General features: G+C 70.5%; 2 protein-coding genes. One reads left to right on the forward strand and one right to left on the reverse strand.

Annotated elements, in window-relative coordinates:
* Positions 1 to 316: DUF3107 family protein (locus tag DSP71_RS24375; protein ID WP_309472636.1), on the reverse strand; the 316-nt coding region annotated here is incomplete at its 3' end.
* On the opposite strand from DSP71_RS24375, the gene DSP71_RS24380 reads away from it, so the two are divergent.
* Positions 315 to 1,883: UvrD-helicase domain-containing protein (locus DSP71_RS24380; protein WP_258546566.1), on the forward strand; the 1,569-nt coding region annotated here is incomplete at its 3' end. The two genes, DSP71_RS24375 and DSP71_RS24380, sit on opposite strands and share 2 nt — an antisense overlap.

The following is a 1,883-nucleotide window of genomic DNA, read 5'->3' on the forward strand; positions in this document are numbered from 1 at the left end:
TGCCCTTCACGTCGGCGAAGCTCACGTGCGACGCGCTCTGCTCGAGGGCGGTGGCGACCTGGGTGCGCACCTCTTCGGCGCTTGCGCCGGTGTCGAAGCTCAGTTCACGGCCGGTGTTGATGATGCCGATGCGGATTTCCACGCGTGCTCCTTGAAGTTCGGGGACTGCGCCAACTCTACCCCGGGAGTACAGGCCGGGATCGGCCGTCGCGGCCTGTTTCGCCATGAGCGCACAGGGGGAAGGCACCATGGCTGCGGGCGGCCTCAGGCGGGTGGGGACGGTGATGTCCGCGCGTCCGGATAGCGTTGATGTCATGACACCGGATTCCGCTCAGCGTGCTGTGATCGCCGCGGAGTCGCACGCGTCCGGTGTCATCATCGGCGCACCGGGAACGGGGAAGACCCGCACCCTCATCGACCGCGTCGTCCACCTTCTCGATGCAGACGCCCTGCGCCCCGAAGAGGTGCTCGCCCTCACCCCGAACCGTCAGGCGGCGACGGCGCTGCGCGACCGGATCGGAGTCAGGATCGGGCAGGCCACGCCGGGTCCGCTCGCGAGATCGCTCGGCTCGTTCGCCTTCCAGCTCGTGCGGGGGGCGATGGTGAAGGAAGGGTCCGAGCCGCCGGCGCTGTTGACGGGCGCGGATCAGGACCGCATCATCGCCGAGCTCCTCGCCGGTGACGCGGAGGACATGCGCATCCCGTGGCCGGAGAGCCTGAGCGCGTCGGTTCGGGCGTCGAAGGGATTCCGCTCCGAGCTGCGCGCTTTCCTCGCCGAGTGCACCGAGCTCGGGGTGGACGCTGCGGAGCTTCGTGCATCGGGCAACGCCGTGTGGGCGGCGACGGCGGAGTTCCTCGTGGAGTACCGAGCCGTGCTCGACGCCCTCAGATCCGCACATCGCGATGCCGCCGACCTGCTCAGCGAGGCGAGCGCCATCCTGCACACGGCCGATCCGGCGACTCTCGGCCCGTTGGCACCGCTGCGCGTGGTGCTCATCGACGACGCTCAGGAGCTCACCCGCGGCGGCATATCGGTCGTGAAGGCCCTGCGGAGTCGGGGGATCGCCGTGCTGGCGTTCGGCGATCCGGATATCTCTTCCGGCTCCTTCCGCGGAGCCAGCCCCGAGCTGTTCGCGCAGCTCGCCGGGGTGCTGGGGGATGTGCACGTGCTCGATGGCCCCCATCGTCAACGTCCGGCGCTCACGGCGCTCACCCGCACTGTGACGCAGGCGATCGGCGTGTCGGGGCGGGTCGAGCATCGGCGGGCGCCTGTGCCGGCGACGGCCGATGACGTCGACGCCGGAGTCTCCACGTTCATCGCCCCGTCTCCCTACGAAGAGCTCGATCGCATCGCCGGTGTCATGCGCGAATGGCACCTCTCCGAAGGGATCCGGTGGGATCGGATGGCGGTCATCGCCCACGACACCCGGCAGGTGACCACGCTCGAGACCGAGCTCGCCGCCAGGGAGATCCCGACGCGCGCAGCCGGTGTGCAGCGCCCGCTCGGCAGCGAGGGGATCGTGCGCGACATCGTCGGCATCGTTCGTCTGGCTCTCACGCCCGTCGAAGAGCGCACCTCGACCGCGCTCGAGGAGGCGCTGCGCACCCCGTTCGGGGGGATGGACGCCATCGGGCTGCGGCGCCTGCGCGCCCGGCTCCGACACGTCGAGCTCGAGCAGGGCGGCTCCACCCCCGCGCGGGAGCTGCTGCGGCAGGCGATGGCGAATCCTGCCCACCTCACTCTCATCGACGCTCCGGAGTCGCGCACTGCGGAGAGGTTCGCCGAGACCATCCAGGCTCTCGCCAGCGGTGCGGATGCCGGCGAGACGATCCACGACCTGCTCTGGCGGGTGTGGGACCAGGCCCGAGCCGTCGACGGGCGT

The organism is Microbacterium sp. H6 (assembly GCF_003314775.1).
Classification (GTDB): Bacteria; Actinomycetota; Actinomycetes; order Actinomycetales; family Microbacteriaceae; genus Microbacterium; species Microbacterium oxydans.